At 40.4% G+C, this 4518-nt stretch carries 7 protein-coding genes and 1 other annotated feature; all 7 genes read right to left on the reverse strand.

Going from position 1 to position 4518, the window contains the following annotated elements; all coding sequences use genetic code 11:
• The coding region (locus HP456_RS20245; protein ID WP_172254451.1) for a class I tRNA ligase family protein at window positions 1-1103 on the reverse strand (1103 nt) is incomplete at its 3' end.
• 99 nt (window positions 1104-1202) lie between these two features.
• Window positions 1203-1445, reverse strand: a binding site (T-box leader).
• Between the two features lie 50 nt (window positions 1446-1495).
• Complete coding sequence (locus HP456_RS20250) at window positions 1496-2011, reverse strand: DivIVA domain-containing protein (RefSeq protein WP_172254452.1); 516 nt, start codon at window positions 2009-2011, stop codon at window positions 1496-1498.
• A gap of 90 nt (window positions 2012-2101) precedes the next feature.
• Window positions 2102-2869, reverse strand: a complete 768-nt coding sequence (locus HP456_RS20255) for a YlmH family RNA-binding protein (protein WP_172254453.1) — start codon at window positions 2867-2869, stop codon at window positions 2102-2104.
• Between the two features lie 94 nt (window positions 2870-2963).
• A complete protein-coding gene (locus HP456_RS20260; RefSeq protein WP_172254454.1) occupies window positions 2964-3227 on the reverse strand; it encodes a YggT family protein in 264 nt (87 codons plus the stop codon).
• A gap of 8 nt (window positions 3228-3235) precedes the next feature.
• Window positions 3236-3688 carry a cell division protein SepF gene (locus HP456_RS20265; protein ID WP_172254456.1) on the reverse strand — a complete coding sequence of 151 codons (453 nt, stop codon included), beginning with the start codon at window positions 3686-3688 and terminating at the stop codon, window positions 3236-3238.
• A gap of 16 nt (window positions 3689-3704) precedes the next feature.
• Window positions 3705-4379, reverse strand: coding sequence for a YggS family pyridoxal phosphate-dependent enzyme (locus HP456_RS20270; protein ID WP_172254458.1), 675 nt, complete (start codon window positions 4377-4379; stop codon window positions 3705-3707).
• 1 nt (window position 4380) lies between these two features.
• A partial coding sequence (locus tag HP456_RS20275; protein WP_172254460.1) for a laccase domain-containing protein occupies window positions 4381-4518 on the reverse strand: 138 nt, incomplete at its 5' end.

A 4518-nucleotide genomic window follows, 5' to 3' on the forward strand; every position in this document is an offset into this window, starting at 1 on the left:
GCCTTGTCGTAGAATAAACCTTCAAATCCTGGAGCTTCGGAAGTCATAACTCCTTTATCGTCAACAGGGCATAATACGTCTAATCCGTATTTCTTGCCTACAAGGAAGTCATCTTCCCCGTGTCCCGGTGCAGTGTGTACACACCCCGTACCTGAATCAGTTGTTACGTGATCACCCAGTATGACAAGGGATTCGCGGTCGTAAATCGGATGTTTCGCTTTAATGCGTTCAAGCTCGGCACCTTTGACTTTTTTCGTTACTTCATACTTGTCCCATCCAAGTTTTTCAGCTACATCTTCAAGTAGTTCTTCAGCCACAATATAAGCGCTGCCATTGACAGATACCGATACATACATTAAATCCTGATGAACCGCGATTCCAAGGTTTGCAGGGATCGTCCATGGAGTTGTCGTCCAGATGATGAACTGGGTACCTTCTTCAAGAACCCCTTTCCCTTCGATTACACTGAAACCTACATAGATGGACGGTGAACGTTTGTCCTGGTATTCAATCTCAGCTTCTGCAAGCGCAGATTCACTGGAAGGGGACCAATATACAGGCTTCTTCCCTTTGTAGATATAGCCCTTCTTGGCCATATCACCGAATACTTTGATTTGTTGTGCTTCATATTCAGGTTTTAATGTGATATAAGGATTTTCCCAATCACCGCGAACTCCCAGTTGCTTGAATTGAGTACGCTGGATATCAACTTGTTCATAAGCGTATTCCTCGCATAATTTACGAAATTCTGCAACGGTCATTTCTTTGCGTTTAACACCTTTATTCGTAAGTGCCTGTTCGATAGGGAGGCCATGTGTATCCCAGCCTGGAACATAAGGTGCGTGAAAACCATTCATCGATTTATATCTGACGATGAAATCCTTAAGAATTTTATTCAGGGCATGCCCCATATGGAGATTGCCATTTGCATACGGAGGTCCATCATGAAGGACAAACAATGGGCGACCGTTTGTTCGATCCTGAACCATTTTGTAAATGTCCATTTCTTCCCATTTCTTTTGAGTTTCTGGTTCTCTTTTCGGCAAATTCCCTCTCATCGGAAATTCAGTTTTCGGCATCAATAAAGTATCTTTATACTCCATTTTATAATATCCTCCTTCAGTGTATCTTAATTGCCATCTTTTCTACTTTCTGCACACATTAATCAATCCGGGTAACAAAAAAAGCTTTCTCATCCCTAAAAAAGGGACGAGAAAGCTTTCCCGCGGTACCACCCTCATAAAAATATCCAAAAGAATACTTTCACTCGTTCATTCGTAACGTGAATAAACCGCCACACATTATTCTTCCTGTTTCATCAGGAATTTCATGCCTGGAGCTCAAGGGTGATCTTCCGCTTCTATTTCCTCTCCGGGCTTTCACCATCCCCGGTTCGCTTATCAGGAATTACAGTAGAAACGTACTGTCCCTATCTTAGCCTTCATTATGGCAAATCAGATTGTTTTACAATTATATGAAAAGATAGCAGCTTTCGTCAAGACAGGGTTTCTTCTTCTTTTAGAGTTTTTAATTCGGTGGCATCTAAATCAAATTCCATCAGCTGATCCCAATCGTCTGTACCCAGCAGATCAAGCTGAGCTTCAATCAGCATTTTAAACCGTGTCCGGAATACTTTAGACTGCTTCTTGAGCTCTTCGATTTCGATCGCAATCTTCCTGGCTTTTGAAAGTGATTCATTCACAATCCTGTCTGCATTTTTTTCCGCTTCTTTAATAATCAGCTTAGCTTCTTTCGTCGCATTTCTTTTAACTTCTTCCCCTGCTTCTTGAGCGATGACGATTGATTTATTAAGGGTTTCTTCAATCGTTGTAAAATGACCTAAACGTTCATTCAAAGAATTCAAACGTTCTTCGGTTTCTTTCTTCTCCCGGATAAGAATTTCGTAATCTTTAATGATTTGATCTAAGAATTCATTAACCTCATCTTCGTCATAACCGCGAAAACCACGACTAAATTCCTTGTTATGTATATCTAATGGCGTTAAAGGCATGGAAGCCACCTCCAGTACTTGGTGAATTACAATTTTATTATAACTAAAAATTCGACAGTATGTGGGGAAATTCCTTCTTTTTTCATTAATTTATTTTAGAACCCCTAAAGAAATTCGCCATTTTTCCCGTTTAGTTCTGCCTTCAATTGAGATTAGTTTACTTCTGCCGAAACCTCTTGCTGAAATCACGTCCCCTGCTTCCACTTCCATGGATGGGTTTTCTGTAATTTTCCAATTCAGTTTTACAAGCTTGCCTCTAATGTAAGTCAGAGCCTTCTGACGAGAAATATTATAGATGGCAGCCAGGACAACATCTAATCTGAGAGAGCTCACAGTTGCCACTTTTTCCTGCCATTCTTCCCGGGTTTTAATCAGTTCTGTATATGGGACTTCACGTAAGGAAACTTTGGCTTTACCTATCTGAATTAATTCCATCCGGACATATTCAGAAATTTCTTCTGCCAGGATCAATTGAACTTTATTATCATCTGATAAAATATCACCGAATTTTTCACGCTTCAGGCCAAGTGACATGATACTGCCTAATACTTGTCTATGTTCTATTGTAACAAACTTATCCGGGTACTCAATCTCGAATAAGCGAATACCAAAATCTTCTTCTTCAGGTTCGAAATAGGAGGGGTAAAGCAGGGCCCTCTTCCTTTCGGCATGTTCCGGAGAAAAAGATAAAAGCACATCTTGGCTATGACCGATGATCGATTGTACAATGTATTGCTGCCTTGGATCTAAAAAGTCTGTACGCCTGGGTGCATATTGATTTTCGACTTGACCTCTCCACTGCAGCACATTATCAACAAATTCCTTTTCATCCTGTCTGAAATGTTGATATATAGTCACTAGAATCACCTCCTGACATTTTCACAGTCAAAATAAAAGAACTGAAACGGTATATAAGTTTCAGCTCTTTAGGGAAGACGTTTTTCACGTTCAGTTAAATGAACCAAATGTATATTTGGCGCAGTCCCATTTGGGCCAGGTTCAAGACAATGAAGGCAACGATTGGAGAGATATCAATCATTCCCAGCGGTGGTACGAATCTTCTGAAAGGCTCCAGATAGGGTTCACAGATTTTGGATAAAAATTGGCCGATGGAGGATTCCCTTGCATTCGGGAACCAGGACATCAATATATATATGATTAATGCCCACGAGTAAAGCTGAATAAGTGTTGATAAAACTTCAAAAACAAATCCCATAATTTACATTACCACCTTGAATCAGATATATCTTCATCTTTTAGAAATTCAGAAATATTTCCACTCACTTCAACATTGTCAGGTGTACAGAGAAAAATATTCATCCCAACACGTTGAATATCACCGCCAATGGCGTAAACCGTTCCACTGAGGAAATCGACAATGCGCTTTGCCTGATCATGCTGAATTCGCTGGAGATTTACAAGAACAGACCGTCTATTCTTCAAGTGGTCAGCGATTTCCTGTGCTTCTGCATAGACTCTCGGTTCCACCAGAATCACCTTGGAAGATTTCTGTACGCTTTGGAGACTGACTACATTCTGCTTCGATTGAGACACCGATTGTGTTTTCATATTCTTCTTCTTCTCCTCGAATTCCTCTTCATACTTCTCGTCTTCTTCATAGTCATATTCTTCTTCATCAAGCAAAAAGAATGTTTTTAACTTAGATTTTATGCCCATTTACGTACATCCCCTCTCAGTCATTTCCAACTAACGCTGATCCAATACGGATAAAAGTAGCACCTTCTTCAATTGCAATTGTATAATCATTACTCATCCCCATTGATAGTTCTGTACATGGTGCATGTGGTAATCCCAAGGAATGGATATATTCCTGAAGTCCTTTTAATGTGCGAAAGCAATTTCTTAAGAAATCCTTATCATCCGTATGAGGTGCCATCGTCATCAAACCTATAACCTTGATGGCTGAGTAGTCCTCGAGACTGCGGATGAACCCTTCAGCTTCCTGTGGACCAACCCCGTGTTTTGATTCTTCACCCGAAACGTTAATCTGTACGAAACAAGAAACAGGCTTGTCCGCTCTTTTATGAATTTCCCTGGCCAGTGACAACCGGTCCAAGGAGTGTATGTATGATACTTTGTCGATGATATTTTTGACCTTCTTGGATTGAAGTGTGCCAATGAAATGCCACTCCGGTACATCCCCCAGTTTCTCCCACTTAGATAGAAGTCCAGTGTCCCTGTTTTCTCCCAAATGAGTTATTCCTGCTTGAAGGGCTTCCTCAGCTCTATTTACCGAAACATATTTCGTTACAGCAACAATGTTGATTTCCCTGGGATTTCTCCCACTTTTGCTGCAAGCATTTTGAATATTGTCCTGTATATGATTAAAATTCTCTAAAACGTTCATTTCATTTCTCCTTCCAGCCAATGAAACTCATCATTCTCCCTGTTTTCCCTTCATCTCTTCGGTAAGAGAAAAATTCGCTGCTGCATGAAGAACAATAACCAGAAGTATGGATTTGTCTATCATTTAATCCCCGTTGAAG

This window comes from Bacillus haikouensis (assembly GCF_013179555.1).
In the GTDB taxonomy this organism is placed as follows: domain Bacteria; phylum Bacillota; class Bacilli; order Bacillales; family Bacillaceae_B; genus Rossellomorea; species Rossellomorea haikouensis_A.